This is a genomic window from Streptomyces sp. NPDC026377 (genome assembly GCF_055567715.1).
Map to the genome: position 1 here is coordinate 118854 of NZ_JBVHPV010000012.1, position 21869 is coordinate 140722.

At 73.0% G+C, this 21869-nt stretch carries 17 protein-coding genes; 8 read left to right on the top strand and 9 right to left on the bottom strand.

The features are described 5' to 3' along the window. Positions 1 to 143 precede the first annotated feature (143 nt). Entirely contained in the window at positions 144 to 737 is a 594-nt protein-coding gene (gene idi / locus ACZ4MU_RS24115) for an isopentenyl-diphosphate Delta-isomerase (RefSeq protein ID WP_467880109.1), read from the top strand. Here idi and ACZ4MU_RS24120 read toward each other — a convergent pair. Beyond that, positions 712 to 1212: an ATP-binding protein gene (locus tag ACZ4MU_RS24120; RefSeq protein ID WP_467880111.1), complete on the bottom strand. Its 501-nt coding sequence runs from the start codon at positions 1210 to 1212 to the stop codon at positions 712 to 714. The genes idi and ACZ4MU_RS24120 overlap by 26 nt on opposite strands. Positions 1213 to 1343: 131 nt before the next feature. Next, positions 1344 to 2012: an HdeD family acid-resistance protein gene (locus ACZ4MU_RS24125; RefSeq protein WP_467880114.1), complete on the bottom strand. Its 669-nt coding sequence runs from the start codon at positions 2010 to 2012 to the stop codon at positions 1344 to 1346. Positions 2013 to 2087: 75 nt separating this feature from the next. Between ACZ4MU_RS24125 and ACZ4MU_RS24130 the strand changes: the two genes are divergently transcribed. The 3 genes from ACZ4MU_RS24130 (at position 2088) to ACZ4MU_RS24140 (ending at position 6264) form a co-directional block, all read left to right on the top strand. Beyond that, a complete protein-coding gene (locus ACZ4MU_RS24130) occupies positions 2088 to 2843 on the top strand; it encodes an enoyl-CoA hydratase/isomerase family protein (protein WP_467880117.1) in 756 nt (251 codons plus the stop codon). 111 nt (positions 2844 to 2954) lie between these two features. Continuing rightward, positions 2955 to 3818, top strand: coding sequence for an SCO6745 family protein (locus ACZ4MU_RS24135; protein ID WP_467880120.1), 864 nt, complete (start codon positions 2955 to 2957; stop codon positions 3816 to 3818). Positions 3819 to 3885: 67 nt separating this feature from the next. Next, positions 3886 to 6264 carry a Tex family protein gene (locus tag ACZ4MU_RS24140; protein WP_467880122.1) on the top strand — a complete coding sequence of 793 codons (2379 nt, stop codon included), beginning with the start codon at positions 3886 to 3888 and terminating at the stop codon, positions 6262 to 6264. A gap of 109 nt (positions 6265 to 6373) precedes the next feature. On the opposite strand, the gene ACZ4MU_RS24145 is transcribed toward ACZ4MU_RS24140, so the two are convergent. Continuing rightward, positions 6374 to 8011, bottom strand: coding sequence for an ABC-F family ATP-binding cassette domain-containing protein (locus ACZ4MU_RS24145; protein WP_467880125.1), 1638 nt, complete (start codon positions 8009 to 8011; stop codon positions 6374 to 6376). A 219-nt stretch (positions 8012 to 8230) separates the two neighbouring features. Next, entirely contained in the window at positions 8231 to 9250 is a 1020-nt protein-coding gene (locus ACZ4MU_RS24150; RefSeq protein ID WP_467880128.1) for an oxidoreductase, read from the bottom strand. 64 nt (positions 9251 to 9314) lie between these two features. Here ACZ4MU_RS24150 and ACZ4MU_RS24155 point away from each other — a divergent pair, with 64 nt between their 5' ends. After that, positions 9315 to 10247, top strand: a complete 933-nt coding sequence (locus tag ACZ4MU_RS24155; protein WP_467880131.1) for an FAD-dependent oxidoreductase — start codon at positions 9315 to 9317, stop codon at positions 10245 to 10247. A 10-nt stretch (positions 10248 to 10257) separates the two neighbouring features. Here the strand turns inward: ACZ4MU_RS24155 and ACZ4MU_RS24160 are convergent, their stop codons facing one another. Together ACZ4MU_RS24160 and ACZ4MU_RS24165 are read right to left on the bottom strand one after the other, a co-directional pair. Further along, a complete protein-coding gene (locus ACZ4MU_RS24160; RefSeq protein ID WP_467880134.1) occupies positions 10258 to 11532 on the bottom strand; it encodes a M14 family metallopeptidase in 1275 nt (424 codons plus the stop codon). Beyond that, the gene (locus ACZ4MU_RS24165; RefSeq protein ID WP_467880137.1) at positions 11529 to 13523 is read right to left on the bottom strand and encodes a Xaa-Pro dipeptidyl-peptidase; all 1995 of its coding nucleotides are present in this window, start codon (positions 13521 to 13523) and stop codon (positions 11529 to 11531) included. Before ACZ4MU_RS24165 ends, ACZ4MU_RS24160 begins: the two co-directional genes overlap by 4 nt. 192 nt (positions 13524 to 13715) lie before the next feature. On the opposite strand from ACZ4MU_RS24165, the gene ACZ4MU_RS24170 reads away from it, so the two are divergent. Further along, complete coding sequence (locus tag ACZ4MU_RS24170; RefSeq protein WP_467880140.1) at positions 13716 to 15206, top strand: M1 family metallopeptidase; 1491 nt, start codon at positions 13716 to 13718, stop codon at positions 15204 to 15206. Between the two features lie 183 nt (positions 15207 to 15389). Here the strand turns inward: ACZ4MU_RS24170 and ACZ4MU_RS24175 are convergent, their stop codons facing one another. Further along, the gene (locus ACZ4MU_RS24175) at positions 15390 to 16280 is read right to left on the bottom strand and encodes an oxygenase MpaB family protein (protein WP_467880143.1); all 891 of its coding nucleotides are present in this window, start codon (positions 16278 to 16280) and stop codon (positions 15390 to 15392) included. A gap of 181 nt (positions 16281 to 16461) precedes the next feature. Between ACZ4MU_RS24175 and sph the strand changes: the two genes are divergently transcribed. Both sph and ACZ4MU_RS24185 read left to right on the top strand, forming a co-directional pair. After that, positions 16462 to 17451 (top strand): sphingomyelin phosphodiesterase, encoded by a 990-nt coding sequence (gene sph, locus ACZ4MU_RS24180; protein WP_467880146.1) that lies wholly within the window; start codon positions 16462 to 16464, stop codon positions 17449 to 17451. A 144-nt stretch (positions 17452 to 17595) separates the two neighbouring features. After that, positions 17596 to 18339, top strand: a complete 744-nt coding sequence (locus ACZ4MU_RS24185; protein WP_467880148.1) for a MerR family transcriptional regulator — start codon at positions 17596 to 17598, stop codon at positions 18337 to 18339. A gap of 69 nt (positions 18340 to 18408) precedes the next feature. Here ACZ4MU_RS24185 and ACZ4MU_RS24190 read toward each other — a convergent pair whose 3' ends face one another. Both ACZ4MU_RS24190 and ACZ4MU_RS24195 read right to left on the bottom strand, forming a co-directional pair. Continuing rightward, positions 18409 to 20601: a 3-hydroxyacyl-CoA dehydrogenase NAD-binding domain-containing protein gene (locus ACZ4MU_RS24190; protein WP_467880151.1), complete on the bottom strand. Its 2193-nt coding sequence runs from the start codon at positions 20599 to 20601 to the stop codon at positions 18409 to 18411. A gap of 50 nt (positions 20602 to 20651) precedes the next feature. Continuing rightward, the gene (locus tag ACZ4MU_RS24195) at positions 20652 to 21866 is read right to left on the bottom strand and encodes an acetyl-CoA C-acetyltransferase (protein WP_467880154.1); all 1215 of its coding nucleotides are present in this window, start codon (positions 21864 to 21866) and stop codon (positions 20652 to 20654) included. Positions 21867 to 21869 lie beyond the last annotated feature (3 nt).

Genomic DNA, 21869 nt, shown 5'->3' on the forward strand with positions numbered 1-21869 from the left:
CGCGTCGGTGCGGCTGGGCACGATCCCTTCTTCGACGGTGTCGCGCACCCGGCGCATTACGGACATGCGCCGCCCGTCGAAGTGCGGACACGCCGCTTTTGTACGGCAGACTTGGCAGCCGAGGACCGAAGCGAAGGATGGTTATGCCGACCACACCAGCCACTACGGCGAGCAGCTCGTCGAACGGGACCGCCGAAGAGATCATGCTCGAACTGGTCGACGAGAGCGGCACCACCATCGGCACCGCGGAGAAGCTCTCCGCCCACCGGGCGCCGGGTCTGCTGCACCGGGCGTTCTCGGTCTTCCTCTTCGACCCCTCGGGCAAACTCCTGCTCCAGCGCCGCGCGCTCGGCAAGTACCACTCCCCCGGCGTCTGGTCGAACACCTGCTGCGGGCACCCCTACCCCGGCGAGTCCCCCTTCGCGGCGGCGGCCCGGCGCACCCACGAGGAGCTGGGCGTCTCGCCCTCGCTGCTCGCCGAGGGCGGCACGGTCCGCTACAACCACCCGGACCCGGACTCGGGCCTGGTGGAGCAGGAGTACAACCACCTCTTCGTCGGTCTGGTGCAGTCGCCGGTGCGGCCGGACCCGGAGGAGGTCTACGAGACCGCCTTCGTCTCCCCGCAGGAGCTGGCCGCGCTGCACGAGCGGGCCACCTTCTCCGCCTGGTTCATGACGGTGCTCGACGCGGCCCGGCCCGCGGTCCGCGAGCTCACAGGGCCTGCCGCGGGCTGGTGATGCCGCCCGCGGCCGGGGTCAGCGGCAGGGCCACCCAGATGATCTTGCCGCCGCCCGCCGTCTGCTCGACGTCGCAGGCCCCGCCCGCCTCATAGGTGATCTCGCGCACCAGCAGCAGTCCGCGACCGCCGGTCTGACCGTAGTCGGTCTCCAGCGCCTTGGGGCGGTAGGGGTGGTTGTCCTCCACGGAGACCCGGATCCACTCGGCGCCGATGGCGACCTCCACGGCCACCTGCGGGGAGAGCAGGGCCGCGTGCTTGACCGCGTTGGTCACCAGCTCGGAGACGATCAGGAGCAGGCCCTGGACGAGGTCGTCGTGGATCGGCACGCCCTGGCGGCGGAGCAGGTCGCGTACGGCGTGCCGGGCCTGCGGGACCGAGGCGTCGACGGCGGGGGCCGTGAAGCGCCAGACCCCCTCGTACGGGAACGGCCTGGCCGGTGCGGCGTCGGGTGGCACGCTCCCGCGGATCTCCATATTCCGGCACCCACCCTCGCAGTCGGCTGTCAGGCTCTTGGTCAAGAGTGGGGAGTGACATCGTCCGCACCGGTCGACTGAACAGAAGTCAGCGAGTATCGACGCCTTCTGATCGACATCGCCCACGCATGTCACTTTTCAAAGCGAACCTGATCGCCATCTGACGGTTTTGCCACGGCTTGCGGGGGTGTCTGCGGTGACGAGGCGCTGCCTCGGAGGCCCGCGGATGTGCGCGAGTCGGTGACCAGACCCACGATGTGCCGCCCGCCGATGCCGAGTGCGATCAGGCCGAGGCCGTCGAAGAGCAGGGCGAGCGAGAAGAAGCAGCCGATCACATAGCGGCTGCTGCTGGGCCAGCTCGCGAGGACGAGCACCCCGAGCAGCACCCCGAAGGCGCCCTGGACCAGTGTCCAGCCCATCTGCGGCCCGCGCACCACCACGCTGCCCGCGAGCCGGAAGACCCCGCCGGTGAGGAAGAGGAGCGCGGCGAACATGGTCAGCGCCTCGGCCGAGCCCTCCGGGCGACGGATGACCACCACGCCGGCCGCGATGTTCAGGGCCGCGACCACCACGCCGAGCCAGAAGTAGTTGGCGCCGCGCGACTGGATCGCGTGGGCCAGCCCGACCACGCCGCCCACCAGCAGCAGCCAGCCGAACAGGAGCATCGAGGTCAGGGTCGCCACGCCCGTGTAGACGAGTCCGACCAGCCCCGCGAGCGCGAGAATCGCGCCGAGGACGGTCAGCAGGCCGAAACCGCGGCGGAGCTTCCTGCTGTCACGTGCGGATGAGGGTGCAACCATCAGCGTCTCCTCGTGCGTCGCCGGGCCGGCCCCCTCTTGATCATAGGAGCCGTCCGCCCGGATAGCATCCGGCGCATGGAGCCGCAGCTGGAGCACACCGTGGCCGACGGCGTGGCCACCGTCGTCATCAGCAACCCCGCCAAGCGCAACGCGATGACCGCCGCGATGTGGCGGGCGCTGCCGCCACTGCTCGGCGAACTGGCCGCCGACCGTGCCGTACGGGCCCTGGTGCTGACCGGCGCCGGGCCGACGTTCTGCGCGGGCGCCGACATCTCCTCGCTGCGGGCGCCCGGCCCGGACGAGGACCCCCGGTCGCTCGCGGTGGGGGCCGAGGAGGCGCTCGCCGCCTTCCCCAAGCCGACGCTGGCCGCCGTGCGCGGCCACTGCGTCGGCGGCGGCTGCCAGCTCGCGGCCGCCTGCGACCTGCGCTTCGCCGAGGAGGGCGCCTCCTTCGGGATCACGCCCGCGCGGCTCGGCATCGTCTACGCCTCCTCCTCGACCCGCCGCCTGGCGGCCCTGGTGGGGCCGTCGACCGCCAAGTACCTGCTGTTCTCGGGCGAGCTGATCGACACGGCGCGGGCGCTGCGGACCGGCCTGGTGGACGAGGTGCTCCCCGCCGGTGAGCTGGACAAGCGGGTGGGCGAGTTCACCCGGGTCCTCACCGCCCGCTCGCAGCTGACCCAGGCGGCGGCCAAGGAGTTCGCGAACGGCCGCACCGACCGGGACGCGTACTGGAGCGAGCAGGCGCGCGACAGCGGCGACAGGGCCGAGGGCGTCGCCGCTTTCCTGGAGCGCAGGGCGCCGCGCTTCGGCTGGACCGCGTCGGGCTGAGCGGGGCGGGGCGCTGCCGCGCGGAGCGGGAGCGCCCCGCCGCTTTAGCCGCGGCGCGCCCGTCCCCTCTCGGGGCTTCACGCCGTACCGACCAGTCGGTAACCTGCGGCTATGACGTCTCTCCCGCCCCGCGCCGGCCGCCGCTGCCACAACTCCGTCAACCCGCTGCACTCGACGGTCTACTTCTCCCCCGACTACACCGACGAGCTCAAGCGGCTCGGCATCGAGGACGAGCGCGCCGCCTACTTCGCCGGGCGCGCCGCCGCGCTCGGCGCCGTCGGGCCCGGCACCATCACCGCAACCTTCTACAACTTCAACCACGAGCTGGTCGCCCGCCACGTGCCCGGGGTGTGGGACATCGCCTCCCCCCAGGCGGTCCTGGACGCCCGGCTGCGGGCCGCCGACCGCACCCTGCGGCGCCTGCTCGGCGAGGACGTCGTGGCCTCGCCGGAGATGGCCGAGGCCGCCCGCCTCGCGCTGCGCGCCACCGAGGGCTGCACCCGGCACGCCCGGCCGCTGTACGCCGCCCACGCCGACCTGCCGGTCCCCGAGGAGCCGCACCTGGCGTACTGGCACGCGGCCACGCTGCTGCGCGAGCACCGCGGCGACGGCCATCTGATGGCGCTCCTCGACGCGGGCCTGGACCCGCTGGAGGCGCTGGTCAGCCACACCGCCACCGGCAAGGGCATGGCACCGCGCTGGGTGCTGGGCTCGCGCGGCTGGCGGCGCGCGGACTGGGAGGCGGCCGCCGCGCGGCTGCGCGAGCGCGGCCTCCTGGACGCCGAGGGTGAGCTGACCGAGGCGGGCACCGCCCTGCGCGCCGAGGTCGAGGACCGCACCGACCGGCTGGACCTCGCCCCGTACGAACTGCTCGGCGCCGAGGGTGTGGACCGGCTGACCGAGCTGGCCCGGGGACTGCTGATGACGGCGGTGGCCGCCGGGGCGTTCCCGGCCGACCTCATCGGCAAGGGCTGACCCCCTGTTGTCGGTGCCGCCTGCCACAATGGCGCCTTCAGGCTCTGCGAGAAGGCGGTACGGGATCGTGACGACGTCCATCGAAGGCAGGATCGCCGAGGAACTCGGCGTACGGGAGCGGCAGGTGAAGGCCGCGGTCGAGCTGCTCGACGGCGGGTCGACCGTGCCGTTCATCGCGCGCTACCGCAAGGAAGCGACCGAGATGCTCGACGACGCCCAGCTGCGCACCCTGGAGGAGCGGCTGCGGTATCTGCGCGAGCTGGAGGACCGCCGCACCGCGGTCCTGGACTCCGTACGCGAGCAGGGCAGGCTCACCGAGGAGCTGGAGCGGCAGATCCGTGCCGCCGACACCAAGGCGCGCCTGGAGGACATCTATCTGCCCTTCAAGCCCAAGCGGCGCACCAAGGCGCAGATCGCGCGCGAGGCGGGCCTGGAACCGCTGGCACAGGGGCTGCTCACCGACCCCTCGGTGGAACCGCTCACCGCGGCGGCCGCGTTCGTCGACGCCGACAAGGGCGTCGCGGACCCGGCCGCGGCCCTGGACGGCGCCCGCGCCATCCTCACCGAGCGGTTCTCCGAGGACGCCGACCTCATCGGCGAGCTGCGCGAGCGGATGTGGACCAAGGGCCGCCTCGTGGCGAAGGTGCGCGAGGGCAAGGAGGAGGCGGGCGCCAAGTTCGCCGACTACTTCGACTTCACCGAGCCGTTCACCGCGCTGCCCTCGCACCGGGTCCTGGCGATGCTGCGCGGCGAGAAGGAGGACGTCCTCGACCTCGTCCTGGAGCCGGAGGGCTCCGCCGAGGACGCGGCCACGCCCGGCCCCTCGGCGTACGAGAACATGGTGGCGCGCCGCTTCGGCATCGCCGACCGGGGCCGCCCGGGCGACAAGTGGCTGGCCGACACCGTCCGCTGGGCGTGGCGCACCCGGATCCTGGTCCACCTCGGCATCGACCTGCGGCTGCGGCTGCGCACGGCCGCCGAGGACGAGGCGGTGCGGGTCTTCGCTTCGAACCTGCGCGACCTGCTGCTCGCCGCCCCGGCCGGCACACGCGCGACGCTGGGCCTGGACCCCGGGTTCCGTACCGGCGTGAAGGTCGCCGTCGTGGACGCCACGGGCAAGGTCGTCGCGACGGACGTGATCCACCCGCACGTCCCGGCGAACCGGTGGGACGAGGCGCTCGCCAAGCTGGCCCGGCTCGCCGAGGAGCACGCGGTCGAGCTGATCGCCATCGGCAACGGCACGGCGTCCCGCGAGACCGACAGGCTCGCCGGTGAACTGATCAGCAGGCACCCCGGGTTGGGGCTCACCAAGGTGATGGTCTCCGAGGCGGGTGCCTCCGTGTACTCGGCGTCGGCGTTCGCCTCGCAGGAGCTGCCGGACATGGACGTGTCGCTGCGCGGCGCCGTCTCCATCGCCCGGCGCCTGCAGGACCCGCTCGCCGAGCTGGTGAAGATCGACCCCAAGTCGATCGGCGTCGGCCAGTACCAGCACGACCTCTCCGAGGTGAAGCTCTCGCGCTCGCTGGACGCGGTCGTGGAGGACTGTGTGAACGGCGTGGGGGTGGACGTCAACACCGCGTCCGCGCCGCTGCTCTCGCGCGTCTCGGGCATCGGCGCCGGGCTCGCCGAGAACATCGTGGCGCACCGCGACGCCAATGGCCCGTTCCGCTCCCGCAAGGCGCTCAAGGACGTGGCGCGCCTGGGCCCGAAGGCGTACGAGCAGTGCGCGGGCTTCCTGCGCATCCGTGGCGGCGACGACCCGCTGGACGCCTCCAGCGTGCACCCCGAGGCATACCCGGTGGTGCGCCGGATGGTGAAGACCACGGGCAGCGAGGTGGCGGCGCTGGTCGGCAACACGGCGGTGCTGCGCTCGCTGCGGCCGGACGACTTCGTGGACGACACCTTCGGTCTGCCGACCGTGACGGACATCCTGCGCGAGCTGGAGAAGCCGGGACGCGACCCGCGGCCCGCCTTCAGGACGGCGTCCTTCAAGGAGGGCGTCGAGAAGATCGGCGACCTGGAGCCGGGGATGGTGCTGGAGGGTGTGGTGACGAACGTGGCGGCGTTCGGCGCGTTCATCGACATCGGTGTGCACCAGGACGGCCTCGCGCATGTCTCGGCGCTGTCCGACAAGTTCGTGAAGGACCCCCGCGAGGTGGTCAAGCCGGGCGACATCGTCAAGGTGAAGGTCCTGGACGTCGACGTGCCGCGCAAGCGGATCTCGCTGACGCTGCGGCTGGAGGACGAGACGACGGCGAACGCCTCGGGCGGCGGCCCGAAGCGGGAGCAGCGCGGCGGGCGCCCGCCGCAGCAGCGCCAGCAGCAGCGGCAGGGCGGCGGCGGCCGGGACCGCGGTGGCCGTCAGGCGCCGCCGCCTCCGGCGAACGGGGCGATGGCGGACGCCCTGCGCAAGGCGGGACTGCTGGACCCCAAGGGGCGCGGGTAAGGGAGGCGGGGGCCGCCTGCTGCCCGTCGTCAGCCCTGCCACGCGCGGGCGGGGCCGACGGGCGGGGCGGGCGGGCCGCCGCCCTGGGGCGGCCCGCCCCGTCGGCGTCCTACTGCTCGGTGACCTTGCCGTCGGCGACCTCGACGCGCCGGGTGGTGCGGACCGCGTCCAGCATGCGCCGGTCGTGGGTGACCAGGAGCAGGGTGCCGGTGTAGGAGTCGAGGGCGGACTCCAGCTGCTCGATCGCCGGGAGGTCGAGGTGGTTGGTCGGCTCGTCGAGGACGAGCAGGTTGACGCCCCGGCCCTGGAGCAGGGCGAGCGCGGCCCGGGTGCGCTCGCCCGGTGAGAGCGAGGCGGCGGGGCGCAGCACATGGTCGGCCCGCAGCCCGAACTTGGCCAGCAGGGTGCGCACCTCGGCCGGCTCGGTGTCGGGAACGGCCGCGCAGAACGCCTCCAGCAGCGGCTCGTCGCCGACGAAGAGGCCCCGGGCCTGGTCGACCTCGCCGACGACGACGCCGGAGCCGAGCACGGCCCGCCCCGCGTCCAGCGGGATGCGGCCGAGCAGGGCGGCGAGCAGGGTGGACTTGCCCGCGCCGTTGGCGCCGGTGATCGCCACGCGGTCGGCCCAGTCGATCTGGAGGGTGGCGGGGCCGAAGGTGTAGTCGCCGCGCCGGATCTCGGCCTGGCTGAGGGTGGCGACGACGGCGCCCGACCGGGGGGCGGTGGCGATCTCCATCCGCAGCTCCCACTCCTTGCGGGGCTCGTCGACGACGTCCAGGCGCTCGATCATGCGCTGGGTCTGGCGGGCCTTGGACGCCTGCTTCTCGCTGGCGTCGCTGCGGAACTTGCGGCCGATCTTGTCGTTGTCGCCCGCCTTGCGGCGGGCGTTCTTGACGCCCTTGTCCATCCAGCCGCGCTGCATCAGGGCCCGGCTCTCCAGGGCCGAGCGCTTGTCGGCGTACTCCTCGAAGTCCTCGCGCGCGTGCCTGCGGGAGGTGGCGCGCTCCTCCAGGTACGCCTCGTAGCCGCCACCGTAGAGCGTGATCTGCTGCTGGGCGAGGTCGAGTTCGAGCACCTTGGTGACCGTGCGGGTGAGGAACTCGCGGTCGTGGCTGACCACGACCGTGCCCGCGCGCAGGCCCTTGACGAAGGACTCCAGGCGCTCCAGACCGTCGAGGTCGAGGTCGTTGGTGGGCTCGTCGAGCAGGAACACGTCGTAGCGCGAGAGCAGCAGCGAGGCCAGTCCCGCGCGGGCGGCCTGGCCGCCGGAGAGGGCCGTCATCGGCTGGTCGAGGCCGATGGTCAGGCCCAGGGTGGCCGCGACCTCCTCGGCGCGCTCGTCGAGGTCGGCGCCGCCGAGGTCGAGCCAGCGCTCCAGGCTCTCGGCGTACGCGTCGTCGCTGCCGGGCGCTCCCTCGACCAGGGCCTGGGTGGCGGCGTCCATGGCCTCCTGGGCGGCGGCCACGCCGGTACGGCGGGCCAGGAAGGCGCGCACGCTCTCGCCGGGGCGCCGGTCCGGCTCCTGCGGCAGGTGTCCCACGGTGGCGCCGGGCGGGGAGAGCCGCAGCTCGCCCTCCTCCGGGGTGTCGAGTCCGGCGAGCAGACGGAGCAGGGAGGACTTGCCCGCCCCGTTCGCCCCGACGAGGCCGATGACGTCACCGGGGGCGACGACGAGGTCGAGCCCGGCGAAGAGGGTGCGGTCGCCGTGGCCGGCGGCGAGGTCCTTGGCGACGAGAGTGGCAGTCATGAGGACACCGATCCTACTGGGGCGCCCCGGCCCCGGCCGACGGGTCCGCACGAGGACCCCGGGGCCGCCGAGCGGATCGCCGGGTCGCCGGCCGGCCGGTCCGGGTGGGACCCGGGCCCCCGCGCGGTTCACCGGGGCCCCGGCCGGCCGGGTCCGGGTGGGACCCCGAGGCCGCCGCACGGACCGCCGGGACGCCCCGGACCCGCCGAGCGGACCGTTTCAGCGCGCCACCGCCGTCGTGATCACGCCGCCCGTGGTACGGGCCACCAGGAAGGCCTCCCCGCGCAGGGCGCGCTCGTCCAGTGGGATGCGGTGCGGGCCCGGGTCGAGGACGGTGTCCAGGACCTCCTGGGCGTGGACGCGGCGCAGCCGGTCCAGGCGGTAGGCGGTGAGCCGGACCCGGCAGGTCGCGCCGACCGCGAGCCGTGCCTCGTCCGGGGAGGCGGAGAGATAGGTGAGCCGGCGCTGGGCGAGCGGGGTGCGGTCCAGGGCCTGTTCCACCTGCGCCACCAGGAGCGGGGTGATGGGGGCGAGGCCCGTCACGTACACGGGGCGCGCCCGGGCGCGGGTGAACGCGGCGCGCACCGCCGTGCGTTCGGCCTCGGTGACCGCGCGGCCGAAGGCGACCGCCCCGTAACCGCGCAGCTCCTCGTCGATCGCGTCGGTCACCTCGTGCACGATGTCCGCGCCGATGCCGATCGAGCGCAGGGCGGCGGCGAGCCTGCCGAGGACGCTCGCGCGGGCCCCGACCAGCAGGACCCGGCGTCGGGGCGGCTCGTCGCCGAGCAGCCGTTCCAGGGCGGCTCTGTACTCCTGGGCGCGGAAGCGGAACGGGCCTATCCCGTGGTAGCCGTTGAGCACCAGATCGGGCACCGGCTCGGTCTGCCAGGCGAAGTCCCGCCAGATGATGTCGTCCCCGCAGCGCTCGATCACGGCGGTGACCGCCCCGCACGCCAGGTCCTCGCACTCCGGGCAGGCATAGACCACGTACCGTCCGTGGGCCAGCGGCGGTCCGGTCTCCAGGAGCAGGCCGCGCACCTGGGCGCCGAGGACGGCGGGCGGTACGTCGGCCGCGAGCGGGGAGACGGCGTCCAGGTCGGCGAGTTGGTGCAGCAGCGGACGGCCGTTGACGACGAAGTCCAGGAACTCGCGGTGCACTTGGGGCGGCCCGGCGGCCCCCGCGACGTCGCCCGCCCGCATCGCGGGGGCGAGGGCGAAGGTCGCGTACGCGGCAGACATGTGCTGAGTATTCCCCTCTGGGGCTGTTCCGAGCACGGTGTCACCCATCCGCTACCGTCCCTTCATGAGCGAGCAGATGATCGTGCTGGGTGGCGGTGTCATCGGTCTGACCACGGCGGTGGTCCTGGCGGAGTCGGGCCGCCAAGTCCGGGTGTGGAGCAGGGATCCGGCCGAGCTGACGACCTCGGCGGTCGCGGGGGCGCTGTGGTGGCCGTACCGCATCGAGCCCGCCGGGCGCGTCGGCGACTGGGCACTCGCCTCCCTGCGGGTGTACGAGGAGCTGGCCGCCGATCCCGGCAGGACCGGGGTACGGCTGGTGGAGGGGCTGCAAGCGGGGCTCCGGCTCGGTGAACTGGGGCCGTGGGCGGCCGAGGTGGCAGGGTTGCACCAGTCGGCGCAAGGAGTGCGGGCGCGCATACCCCTGATCGACATGCCGGTCCATCTGGCCTGGCTGCGCGAGCGGTTGGAGGCGGCGGGCGGGACGGTCGAGACGCGGACGGCCGACACGCTGCCCGACGCTCCGGTGGTGGTCAACTGTACGGGCCTGGGCGCCCGTACGCTCGTCCCGGACCCCCTGCTGCGGCCGGTGCGCGGCCAGTTGGTGGTCGTGGAGAACCCCGGCGTGAGCGAGTGGTACACCCGCGTGGACGACTCCGCGGGCGAGACGACCTACTTCTTCCCGCAGCCCTACGGGCTGCTGCTCGGCGGCACCGCGCAGGACGGCGCGTGGGACCTCACCCCGGACCCGGCCGTCGCCGCGCGGATCGTGGAGCGGTGTGCGCGGGTGCGGCCCGAGATCGCGGGGGCGCGGGTGCTCGCCCACCGGGTGGGGCTGCGCCCGGTGCGGGAGACCGGGGTGCGCGTCGAGGCGGAGTCCACCGCGTCCGGCGGGCTCCTCGTGCACAACTACGGGCACGGCGGCGCCGGGGTCACCGTGGCCTGGGGGTGTGCGCGGGAGGCGGCGGCACTGGCCACCTCCCGCGCTCCCCTCCGGTGAGAAACCCGTCTCAGCAGTGCTGTACGGGTTCGGCCGCCGTCAGCCCGTACGGCGCACGGGCGTCGAGCAGCAGGGGCACGAGCGCCCGCAGCGGCTGGCGCAGCGGGACGAACACACCGTCCCCGGACCGCCGCACCCGGACGCCGTGCAGGGCGAGGCGGTCCTTCACCTCGGCGTACCGGGCGGCGGTGAGGCGGTAGCCGCAGGGCGGGTCGGCGAGGGTCTGCGCGGGGGTGGCGGGTTCGTTGTCCGCGCCGCCGAGGTAGACCGGCCCCCGGTCGCGGTGTCCGGCGAGGCGGGCCGCCGTGGTAGCCGCCCCGACGCTGCCCCGGCGCTCGGCCGTGAAGGCCAGCAGGCCGCGCACTCCGCTCAGTTGGGACAGGACCCGGCGCCGGTTGTTGAGCGCCGGGTCGGCCTTCTCGGCGTCGGTCGCCGCGTCGACGCGGCTCTCGATGAGCAGGCCCACGGCGTGCTTGACGCCCGCCGTGTTGCGCAGGATGCGCTCCTGGCCGTCGCCCGCGACCTGTTTGACCGGCTCGCCGGTGACCGGGTCGGTCCAGATGCCGTAGGTGCCGGTGGAGTAGCCGTCCGCGCGGGCGGCCCGCCGTACGTACGCCCGGGACAGCGTCCGGGCCTCCTCGTGCACCGCCGGTGCGGTGTTGAGGTTGCGCGGCCACAGGTCGAACAGGTCCTTGTCGTAGTACCGGGGCGTGGCACTGTACTCGTGCAGGTCGTAGACGACATCGGGCTGTTGGTCGCGGAGCACGGCGGCGACGGCCCGGGCCTCGGCGGTCCGCAGGGCGATGTGGTCGCGGTTGACGTCGACGCCGTCGGCGTTGACGCGGGTGTCGGCGGCCCGGCCGTCCGGATTGGCGGTGGGCACCACGTAGAGCGTGGTGTGGGCCAGCAGCCGCCGGGTCGCGCGGTCCTCGGCGTAGGCGAGGTCGCGGACGGTGGCCAGACAGGCCTCGCGGCCCGCCGGTTCGTCGCCGTGCTGGCTGCACACCAGCAGGATCCGGTGGGCGGTGTGCCCGCTGCCGACGCGGACCAGCCGGAGCGGGCGCCCCTGGGTGGTGGTGCCGATCCGGGTGACCGAGGTGCGGTGGCCGCCCCGGGCGACGGCCGCCAGGAAGTCCCGCTCCTCCGCCTCGCCGGTCCAGCGCGCCCCGGCGCTCGTCTCGAAGGCGGTACGCGGCGGGCTCGCGGTCGCCCGCGCCGGGACCGTCACCAGGGGCACGGCGAGTGCGGCTCCGGTGAGGCCGAGGAGCACCGTGCGGGCCCTCACCGGGCCCCCGGGACCGGGCGCGCCGGGCGTGGGGCGTGGACCCCGGCCGGGTGCGGGGCCTTGGGGGCGAGGGAGTGCGGGGCGCCGGCGGTGGCCCGCCGGAACGCCCCCGTGCCGCCGAGGAGGGGCAGCTTCGCCGAGGTGCGGGCCAGGTCGAGGGTGAGGGTGGGGCGGCTCGCGGGCGGCTCGATGAGGTCACGGTCGGTGCCCGCGACGATCAGCGCGAGGCGGTGGCCGGCCGGGACGACGTGGTCGGTGGCGTGCAGGTCGAGGGTGATCGTGTATGCCTTGCCCGGCGTCAGCGGCTGTCCGGTGCCGCCCGCGTAGTTGCCCAGGTCGGCCCAGCCACGGCTGACCACGGTGAAGTCGACGGCCTTGGTGGCGGCGCCGGTCACCTTGAAGCAGGCGCTGTCCCCGGCCGTGCTCTGGCCCCAGCAGGTGCGGTCGGTGCCGGTGACAATGCCCTCGCCGGCGCCGCCGTAGTCGCGGATGGTGTCGGGGCCGAGGTCGGCCAGGACCGCTGAGAGGTGGGCGCTGGTGGTGGTCGGGGTGGCGGTGACGGTGACGGTGGAGGAGCCGGAGAGCCGCAGGTCGCGGGTGAGCGGCCCGGTCGTGAACCCGGCCTTCTCCGGGGTGGAGCGGTCCACGGCCGCCGCCCACGCGGCCTCGTCCAGCCCGGGGTCGTCGGTGAACGTCTCGGTCGCGCCTGCGGGCGCGGGCTTCAGGGCGAGGCCGCCGACGCCGGGCGCGGAGCCCGCCACCGGGCGAAGCACGGCGTCACGGGTGCCGGCCGGGGGCCAGGTCCGGTCGGTGGACCACTGGTCGGGGTGGCGTTCGACGTCGGCCATCGGCGCGCGTTCGATGCCGTTGTCGTAGCCGAGGAGGTAGTGGTCGAACCACCGGTGCAAGGTGGCGACCCAGTCGGCGCGGCGGTAGTCGAAGGGGTCGACGTGCCCGGTCTGGGAGAGCCAGATCTTGCGCTCCACACCGTGCGCCGCCAGCGCGTCCCACCACTGGCCGAAGTTCTTGGGGCGCACGTTCAGGTCCTGCATGCCGTGCACCACGAACACGCTCGCCTTCACCCTGCCCGCGTCGGCCACGTAGTCGCGCGCGCTCCACAGCGGCGTCCAGTCACCGGTGCGCGGGGCCCCCTCGACCAGCTTCCGCTGCACCGCGTCGCAGTGGGCCCGGGCACCGGGGCTCTCGACGTACTGGGAGAGCCAGTCGGGCCCGGAGTCGTAGAGCGGGGCACCCTGGGCGAAGTAGTAGTCGTACCAGGAGGAGATGGAGCTGATCGGGACGATGGTCTTCAGGCCCTCGACCCCGGTGGCGGCCACGCCGTTGGCTATGGTGCCGTCCCAGCTCTTGCCGATCATGCCGGTCCTGCCGTTGCTCCAGTCCGCGCTCGCCCGCAGGCTCCCGGTGCGGGTGGTGTACGCGCGGGCGCGGCCGTTCAGCCAGTCGACGACCGCCTTGGCGGACTGGATGTCGGACGGCCCGCCGATGTCTACGCAGCCGTCGGACCGATTGGTTCCGGCCAGGTCGACGCCGACGAAGGCGTAGCCGCGCGGCACGAAGTAGTTGTCGTAGAAGAGCGGCATCTGCACGACGTGGCCCTGCGCGTCGTACGTCTTGCGCTGGCTCTCGTTGCCGCGCCCGCAGCAGGCGTAGTACGGCGAGGCGTCCATGATGACCGGGACCCCGCGGCCCCGGCTCGCGGGTTCGCGGGGGCGGACTATGTCGACGGCGACCCGGTCGTTCCTGCCGTCGCCGTCCGCGTCGAGCCGGGTGTCGACCCAGACGGATTCGCGTATCGCGTTCTCGTACGAGTAGACGGGAGCGCTCTCCTTGACGCGGGCCGCCTGGGCACCCGCCGGGGAGAGGAACAGGGCCGTCAGGGCGGCCGCGACCGCCACCACGAGCAGGTGCGCCCGGCCGGGCGCCCCAAGCGATCTGAACCTCGTGCGGGTGGACCGCGCAGGAATCGGCATGGAAGCGGACGGTACTCCCGTCAACTCCCGTGCAAAAGGGGGCAGGCACGGTCGGGAAGCGGCCTGCGGCGGACACCTCTCCATGTCGGCGCAATGGCGATCGTGTGACAGCAGGGGCCATGGACATGACTTGGCGGGCGTGCGCTGAATAGGGTCCCAAGAGATCGTTCACCCCGACGACTTGGAGCACTCGTGCACCGCAGAATCCTCGCCCCGAGCGTGCTCGCCGCGTCTGTGCTGCTGGCGATCCCGGCATCGGCCGCCGACTTCACTCCGGGCGCGCCGGGTATCGGCGACCCCTACTACCCGAGCAGCGGCAACGGCGGTTACGACGTTTCCCACTACGACCTGCGGCTGAAGTACCAGCCCGCCACCGACCTCCTGGAGGGCACGGCGACCCTCCTCGCCACCACCACGCAGGACCTCTCCCGCTTCAACCTGGACTTCGGGCTCGCGGTGAGCGAGGTGCGGGTCAACGGCACCCCCGCGAAGTACGCCAAGTCCGGCTCCCAGGAGCTGGAGATCACCCCGGCCGCGCCGCTGCCCCGGGGCAGGTCGGTCTCGGTGGTGGTGAAGTACGCGGGCAAGCCGTCCGAGCTGAGCATCGACGGGTACACCGCCTGGCACCGCACCCCCGACGGCGGGGTGGCGGCGCAGGAGCCCGACTCGGCCGTGTGGTGGTTCCCCTCCAACGACCACCCGCTGGACAAGGCCACCTACGACGTGTCGGTACTGGTGCCGGACGGCACCCAGGCGATCAGCAACGGCACGCTCCAGTCGCAGAGCTCCAAGCTCGGCTGGACCCGCTACAACTGGCGCTCCAACAAGCCGCAGGCGACCTATCTGACGACGCTCGCGATCGGCAGGTTCGACGTCACCACCGACACCACCGCCAACGGTCTGCCGGTGATCAACGCCTACAGCAAGGACCTGGGCGACAACGACGGCGCCGCGCGCGCCAGCGTCGAGCGCACCAAGGAGGTCACCGAGTGGCTGAGCGGCGTCTTCGGTCCGTATCCGTTCAACTCGGTGGGCGGCTATGTGCCGAACGTGACCACCGGATTCGCCCTGGAGACGCAGACCCGGCCGTACTACAGCCCCCGGCAGTTCGCGAACGGCGCCAACGTCTCGGTCGTCGTCCATGAGCTGGCCCACCAGTGGTACGGCGACAGCGTCTCGGTGAACGGCTGGAAGGACATCTGGAACAACGAGGGCTTCGCCCGTTACGCCCAGTGGCTCTGGTCGGAGAAGGAGGGCGAGGGCACCGCGCGGGAGCTCGCGGACTACGTCTACGCGCAGCACCCGGCCGACGACCCGTTCTGGAAGGTCAAGCCGGGCGACCCGGGCCCGGAGAACCAGTTCGACCTCGCCGTCTACGACCGGGGCGCGCTCGCCCTCCAGGCGCTGCGCAACGCGGTCGGCGACAAGAGCTTCTTCACGCTCCTGAAGGGCTGGCCGACGGCGCGCCAGTACGGCAACGCCACCGTCGGCGACTTCGTGCGGTACGCGGAGAAGACCACCGGCAAGCCGCTGGCCGGGCTCTTCGACACCTGGCTGTACCAGCCCTCCAAGCCCGCGGCCCCGGCCGCCAAGAAGGCCGGGGTGGCAGCCGCTGTGCCGCCGGCGCAGCCGAAGTCCTGGAAGAAGATCGCGGCGACGAACGGCCTCCACGACCACCGCTGACCCCGCTCCGCCGTGTGACGCGACCGCGGGGCGATCCAAGGCTCCTCGCGCGGATCCCCGCGCCCTTCCGGGGGCGCGGGGATCCGCGGCCGGAGGCCGGGCGCCCCCGGCGGCGCACCCCGCTCGCCTCCGCTGTGCGTGGCACCGCACCACCGCCGCGCGTACGAGGAGCGACCGCCCTGGTCACACGGGCGTCGGCCTGGACCCCCGGGGCCGGGCGCCCCGGGCCCGCGCCCGCGCCTCGCGGGCGAGCGGAAGGAAGCGCAGCCGCTCGGGCAGAACGGGTACGACGGCCCGCACCACGCGGCCGAACCGGCGCAGTGCGCGCTCCTGCGCGTCGGTCCACTCCAGGCCCAGTGCCTCGCGGGCGTCCGGCGGCAGGAACCCGATGGTCACGAACCGCCGGAAGCGCGCGATGCGGGGCAGCAGCACCGGCCACAGCAGCCTGAGCAGCAGCCGGACGGGGAGCGGGCCCCGGTCGGGTGCGGGGACCCGCGCGTCGAGGGACAGGAGCTCCTCGACGACCCTGTTGGCGGCGATCTCCTCGGCCAGCACCCCGCGGTAGTACGGCCAGAACTCCTCGATGGTCTGCGGCATGTCCCGGTCGTGGATGCCCAGGATCCGTCCGACCTGGAGCCACTCCGCGTACATCCGCCGCTCCTGGGCCTCGGTGAGGGGGCGGTTCAGATACTTCTGGGAGTGGGCGAAGACGGGGTAGCCGGTGGCGTGCACCCAGGCGTAGTTGGCGGGGGTCAGGGCGTGGTAGCCGCGGCCCCGGGTGTCGGTGCCCCGGATGCTCCGGTGCAGCCTGCGCAGCCGCCGCCCCTCCTCGGCGGCCGCCTCGCCGCCGTACACCCACAGCTGGAGGGAGCGCAGGGACCGCTCACCGCGCCCCCAGGGGTCGGTGCGGAACACGGAGTGCTCGTCGACCCCGGCGCCCACGGCCGGGTGCGCGACCTGGAGGGTGAGGGCGGCGGGCAGCGTCAGCAGCATCCGCACGTCGCCCGCGAGGCTCCACAGGACACCGCCGGGCGGTGGCGGAGCGGGGACGGGCGGCGTACGGCTCTCGATCATGTATCCAGAGTTACCAGATGACAGATCACAAATTACCCCACCTGTCACCACCGCCCCGCGGCCCCAGGGCCCGCGTTCCGGCCCCGGCAAGAAAGGCGCCACCAGACGGTTACCCCGAAGTAACTGTGGCTGGTTTGATGTGCGCGCCAGTCCAACCCCCACTCCACCCACAGGAGTTCCAGTGCCGCACTCCGCGCTCCGCCGTGTCCCCGGCGCGGCCCTCGCCGCCGCGCTCACGGCCGCCACGCTGGCCGCCGCCACCCCCTCGGCCTCGGCCGCCACCGCCGCCACGGACGCGCCCCGGCTGAAGGTGCTCTCGTACAACACCTTCCTGATGAGCACGAGCCTCTACCCGAACTGGGGCCAGGAGCACCGGGCGCAGGCGATACCGGCCGCGCCCTTCTTCCAGGGCAACGACGTGGTCGTCCTCCAGGAGGCGTTCGACAACTCCGCCTCGGACGCGCTGAAGCGGACCGCCGCCGCCCAGTACCCGTACCAGACGCCCGTGGTCGGCCGGAGCAAGGACGGCTGGGACGCGACGAGCGGCTCGTACTCCTCGACCACCCCCGAGGACGGGGGCGTCACGGTGCTCAGCAAGTGGCCGATCCTGCGCAAGGAGCAAATGATCTTCAAGGACGCCTGCGGCGCCGACTGGTGGTCCAACAAGGGCATCGCCTACGTGGTGCTGAACGTCAACGGCACCAGGGTGCACGTCGTCGGCACGCACCTGCAGTCCACCGACTCCGGGTGCGCGGCGGGCGAGGCCGCCAGGGATCGCTCGCTCCAGCTCAAGGCGGTCAAGGCGTTCCTCGACGCCAGGAACGTCCCGGCGAACGAGGAGGTCATGCTCGCAGGTGACCTCAACGTCGACTCGCACAGCTCCGAGTACGCCTCGATGCTCGCCGACGGCGGCCTGGCCGGGGCCGACTCGCGGACCGGCCACCCGTACTCGTTCGACACGGCGGACAACTCGATCGCCGCCTACCGCTACCCCGGCGAGCCGCGCGAGGACCTGGACTACGTGCTGCACTACCAGGGGCACGCCCGGCCCTCGGGCTGGAACAACACCGTGGTCAAGGAGGCGTCGGCGCCCTGGACGGTGGGCAGCTGGGGCAAGAGCTACACCTACACCAACCTCTCCGACCACTACCCGCTGGTCGCGGGCGGCTGAGCCGGGCGGCCCGCTCCCCCGGACGGCCAACGGCGGGACGTATGGCGTGGCGCACGGCGTGGCGCTCGGCGTGGGTGACAACAGTGGTGAGACAGCAATACTGTTGCGTCGCAGTCCGCGCACCCGGGGAAACGAGGCACCGCCATGGCGACGGAGACCGAGGAGCCGACCCTGACGGTCGACGAACTGGCCGCCCGGGCCGGAGTCACCGTGCGCACCATCCGTTTCTACAGCACCCGTGGTCTGCTGCCGCCCCCCGCGATCGGCCCCCGGCGCGTCGGCCACTACGGACCGGCGCATCTGTCCCGGCTCGCGCTGATCGAGGAGTTGCAGCACCACGGGATGACGCTGGCCGCGATCGAGCGGTACCTGGAGCAGTTGCCGCCCGGCCTCAGCGCGCACGACCTGGCCATCCACCGGGCCGTGGTCGCCTCCTGGGCGCCGGACACGGCCGAGGAGACCACCCGGGCCGAGCTGGAGCGTAGGGCGGGGCGGGCGCTGTCCGACACCGACCTCGACCGGCTGGCCGCGATGAGCGTCCTGGAGCGGACCGAGGGCGAGAGCGACGCGTTCCTGGTCGACCCCGGTCTGCTCGCGCTCGGGGTGCAGCTCCTGGACGTGCCGATCGCGCACGAGACGATCCTGGCGGCCCGGACGGTCCTCCTGGAGCACACCCGCTCGGCCGCGCACGAGCTGACGCGGCTGTTCCGGGACGAGGTGTGGAACCCCTACCGGGAGCGGGAATCGGACCCCGACCATGTGGCGGCGATGCGGTCGCTGTCGGCCCATATGCAGCCGATGGTGGTCCAGGCGCTGGTCACCGCGTTCCAGCGCTCGCTCAAGGAGGAGCTGCGGGCGGCCTTCCGCGCCGAGAGCGAAACGGAGTGAGGGGCGGGGTGAGGACCGGGGTGACGGGCGGGGAACCGCCTCCCCCGTCCGTCACCTCGCTCACCTCGCTCACGCGTCCGTGAACTTCTCGCCCTTCTCCGCCTTCTCCACCAGCAGCGCGGGCGGCAGGAACCGGTCGCCGTAGCGCTCGGCCAGCTCGCGGGCACGGGCCACGAAGCCCGGCAGACCGGTCTCTCCCCCGGGTCCGCCCTCGTAACCGTTGATGTACTGGAGCACGCCGCCCGTCCACGCCGGGAAGCCGATGCCCATGATGGAGCCGATGTTGGCGTCGGCGACCGAGGTGAGCACACCCTCCTCGAAGAGGCGCACGGTGTCGAGCGACTCCGCGAAGAGCATCCGCTCCTTCATGTCCTCGAAGGGGACGTTCGCGCCGGGCTTGCCGAAGTGCTCGCGCAGCCCCGGCCACAGCCGGAGGCGCCTGCCGTCGCCGTCGTACTCGTAGAAGCCCGCGCCGCCGCTGCGGCCGGGGCGGCCGAACTCGTCCACCATGCGGTCGATGACCTCGTCCGCCGGGTGGCCGGGCCAGACGCCGCCCGCCTCCTCGACCGCCCGCCGCGTCTCGTCACGGATCTTGCGGGGGAGGGTCAGGGTCAGCTCGTCCATCAGGGCGAGCACCTTGGCGGGGTAACCCGCCTGGCCCGCCGCCTGCTCGATGGAGGCGGGCTCGACGCCCTCGCCGAGCATCGCGACGCCCTCGTTGATGAACTGGCCGATCACGCGCGAGGTGAAGAAGCCGCGCGAGTCGTTCACCACGATCGGGGTCTTCTTGATCTGTCGGACCAGGTCGAAGGCGCGGGCCAGCGCCTCCTCACCGGTCCGCTCACCCCGGATGATCTCCACCAGGGGCATCTTGTCGACGGGCGAGAAGAAGTGCAGCCCGATGAAGTCGGCCTGGCGCGTCACCCCCTCGGCGAGGCCGGTGATCGGCAGGGTCGAGGTGTTGGAGCAGAGCAGTGCGTCCGGCTCGACGATGTCCTGGATCTCCTGGAAGACCTGGTGCTTGAGCGCGGTGCTCTCGAAGACCGCCTCGATCACCGCGTCGCAGCCCGCCAGGTCCCGCGCGGTGGCGGTCGGGGTGATGCGGGCGAGCAGCTCGTCGCGCTGGGCCTCGGTGGTGCGGCCCCGCGAGAGCGCCTTGGCGAGGAGCTTCTCCGAGTACGCCTTGCCCTTCCGCGCGGCCTCCGGCGAGACGTCCTTGAGGACGACCTCCAGGCCGGCCCGGGCGCACGCGTAGGCGATGCCCGCGCCCATCATGCCCGCCCCGAGGACGGCGACCTTGCGGACCGGGCGCGGGGCGATGCCCTGGGGGCGGTTGGCACCCGAGTTGACGGCCTGGAGGTCGAAGAAGAACGCCTGGATCATGTTCTTCGCCGTCTGGCCGGTGACCAGCTCGGTGAAGTAGCGGGCCTCGATGGTCTGGGCGGTCTCGAAGTCGACCTGGGAGCCCTCGACGGCGGCGGCGAGGATGTTGCGCGGGGCCGGGTAGGGGGCGCCGTTCAGCTGCTTCTTCAGGTTGGCCGGGAAGGCCGGGAGGTTGGCGGCGAACTTCGGGTTCGACGGGGTGCCGCCCGGGATGCGGTAGCCGGGCACGTCCCAGGGCTGCCGGGACTCGGGGTTCGCGTCGATGAAGGCGCGGGCCCTGGCGAGCATCTCCTCGGGCGTGGCCGCGACCTCGTGGACCAGTCCGTTCTCCAGGGCCCGGCGCGGGGAGTACTGGGTGCCCTGGAGGAGCACCTTCAGCAGCGCGTCCGCGATGCCCATCAGCCTTACGGTACGGGTCACGCCGCCGCCCGCCGGGAGCAGGCCCAGGGTGACCTCGGGCAGGCCGATCTTGGAGCCGGGGGCGTCGAGGGCGACGCGGTGGTGGCTGGCGAGGGCGATCTCGTAACCGCCGCCCAGCGCCGCGCCGTTGATGGCGGCGACGACCGGCTTGCCCAGGGTCTCGATGCGGCGCAGCGAGTTCTTGATGGCGGTGCCGGTCTCGAACGCCTCGCGCGCGTTCTCGGGACCGACCTCGATCATTTCCTTGAGGTCGCCGCCCGCGAAGAACGTCTTCTTGGCGGAGGTGTAGATGATGCCGCGGATGGAGTCCTTCTCGGCCTCGGCGCGGTCGGCGATGGCCGCGAGGGAGTCCTTGAAGGCCTGGTTCATCGTGTTGGCGGACTGGTTGGGGTCGTCGAGGACGAGGGTGACCACGCCGGTCTCGTCCTGTTCCCAGCGGATGGTGGTGCTCGTCGACATGACTGCCATGTGATGGTGCTCCGTAACGGGGTTGGCCGGGAAGAGGACGGTCAGAGACGCTCGACGACGGTGGCGATGCCCATGCCGCCGCCCACGCAGAGGGTGGCGAGGCCGTAGCGCCGGTCGCGGCGCTCCAGCTCGTCGACGAGGGTGCCGAGGATCATCGCGCCGGTGGCGCCCAGCGGGTGGCCCATGGCGATGGCTCCGCCATTGACGTTGATCTTGTCGAGCGGGAGGCCCATGTCCCGGGCGAAGCGCAGCACCACACCGGCGAACGCCTCGTTGATCTCGACGAGGTCGATGTCGTCGATGGTCAGCCCGGCCTTGGCGAGCGCCTTGCGGGTGGCGGGGGCGGGACCGGTGAGCATGATCGTCGGCTCGGAGCCGGAGACCGCCGCGGAGACGATCCGGGCGCGCGGGGTCATGCCGTAGCGCTCGCCGACCTCGCGCGAGCCGATGGCGACCAGAGCGGCGCCGTCGACGATGCCGGAGGAGTTGCCCGCGTGGTGGACGTGGTCGATCTTCTCCACCCAGTGGTACTTCTGGAGGGCCACGGCGTCGAAGCCGCCCATGTCCCCGATGGCGGCGAAAGACGGCTTCAGGGACGCGAGCGAGTCTGCCGTGGTGCCCGGGCGCATGTGCTCGTCGTGGTCGAGGACGACCAGGCCGTTGCGGTCCTTGACGGGGACGACGGACCGGGCGAACCGGCCGTCCTTCCATGCCTCGGCCGCCCGCTCCTGGGAGAGCGCCGCGTACTCGTCGACATCGCGGCGCGTGAAGCCCTCGACGGTGGCGATGAGGTCGGCGCCGATGCCCTGGGGGGCGAAGTTGGTGTCGAAGTTGGTCATCGGGTCGGCGAACCAGGCGCCGCCGTCCGAGGCCATCGGCACCCGCGACATCGACTCGACACCGCCCGCGAGCACCAGGTCCTCCCAGCCCGAACGGACCTTGGCGGCGGCCATGTTGACCGCCTCCAGGCCCGAGGCGCAGAAGCGGTTCTCCTGGACTCCGGCGACGGTGTCCGGCAGCCCGGCGGCGATCGCCGCGATCCGGGCGATGTCGGAGCCCTGGTCGCCCACGGGGCCGACCACGCCGAGAACGATGTCGTCGATCGCCGCCGGGTCGAGGTCCGCGAAGCGTCCCCGCAGCTCGTGGATCAGACCGACGACCAGGTCGATCGGCTTGGTGCCGTGCAGGGAGCCGTTGGCCTTGCCCCGCCCGCGCGGGGTGCGGATCGCGTCGTACACATACGCTTCGGTGCTCACGGA

Excerpts from the sequence above, each read along its gene's own strand:
- ACZ4MU_RS24145 (WP_467880125.1), bottom strand. The coding sequence starts at position 8,011 with ATGACTGCCACTCTCGTCGCCAAGGACCTCGCCGCCGGCCACGGCGAC.
- ACZ4MU_RS24120 (WP_467880111.1), bottom strand. The coding sequence starts at position 1,212 with ATGGAGATCCGCGGGAGCGTGCCACCCGACGCCGCACCGGCCAGGCCG.
- ACZ4MU_RS24190 (WP_467880151.1), bottom strand. The coding sequence starts at position 20,601 with ATGTCGACGAGCACCACCATCCGCTGGGAACAGGACGAGACCGGCGTG.
- ACZ4MU_RS24185 (WP_467880148.1), top strand. The coding sequence starts at position 17,596 with ATGGCGACGGAGACCGAGGAGCCGACCCTGACGGTCGACGAACTGGCC.
- ACZ4MU_RS24135 (WP_467880120.1), top strand. The coding sequence starts at position 2,955 with ATGACGTCTCTCCCGCCCCGCGCCGGCCGCCGCTGCCACAACTCCGTC.
- ACZ4MU_RS24130 (WP_467880117.1), top strand. The coding sequence starts at position 2,088 with ATGGAGCCGCAGCTGGAGCACACCGTGGCCGACGGCGTGGCCACCGTC.
- ACZ4MU_RS24175 (WP_467880143.1), bottom strand. The coding sequence starts at position 16,280 with ATGATCGAGAGCCGTACGCCGCCCGTCCCCGCTCCGCCACCGCCCGGC.
- ACZ4MU_RS24165 (WP_467880137.1), bottom strand. The coding sequence starts at position 13,523 with ATGCCGATTCCTGCGCGGTCCACCCGCACGAGGTTCAGATCGCTTGGG.
- ACZ4MU_RS24155 (WP_467880131.1), top strand. The coding sequence starts at position 9,315 with ATGAGCGAGCAGATGATCGTGCTGGGTGGCGGTGTCATCGGTCTGACC.
- idi (WP_467880109.1), top strand. The coding sequence starts at position 144 with ATGCCGACCACACCAGCCACTACGGCGAGCAGCTCGTCGAACGGGACC.
- ACZ4MU_RS24125 (WP_467880114.1), bottom strand. The coding sequence starts at position 2,012 with ATGGTTGCACCCTCATCCGCACGTGACAGCAGGAAGCTCCGCCGCGGT.
- ACZ4MU_RS24150 (WP_467880128.1), bottom strand. The coding sequence starts at position 9,250 with ATGTCTGCCGCGTACGCGACCTTCGCCCTCGCCCCCGCGATGCGGGCG.